Annotated in this window: 1 protein-coding gene; it reads right to left on the minus strand. The window is 39.4% G+C overall.

What is annotated here, in order from left to right:
* Positions 1–246, minus strand: a 246-nt coding sequence (gene rhuM / locus AAEY83_RS17665) for a RhuM family protein (RefSeq protein WP_351061288.1), incomplete at both ends; no start/stop codon positions are given.

The raw sequence follows: 246 nt of genomic DNA on the forward strand, positions 1-246 counted from the left end.
GTGTAGCCTTTTAATAAATGCTGCTTTAATGTTTTAGTCGCCCATTGGCGAAAGCGCGTTGCTTGGGTTGAGTTAACGCGGTAGCCCACGGAAATAATAGCATCAAGATTGTAAAATTTAGTTTTTGATTTTTGTGTTTTCCCAGCTATTGCACCGTGTTCAGTGGTTTGTTCCAAAATGGAACTAACCACTTCTTGCTCCAGTTCACCAGTCTTAAAAATATTAGACAAGTGCTTTGTAATAGCG

The sequence above is a fragment of the Psychrobacter sp. TB20-MNA-CIBAN-0197 genome (assembly GCF_040309765.1).
GTDB lineage: Bacteria > Pseudomonadota > Gammaproteobacteria > Pseudomonadales > Moraxellaceae > Psychrobacter > Psychrobacter submarinus.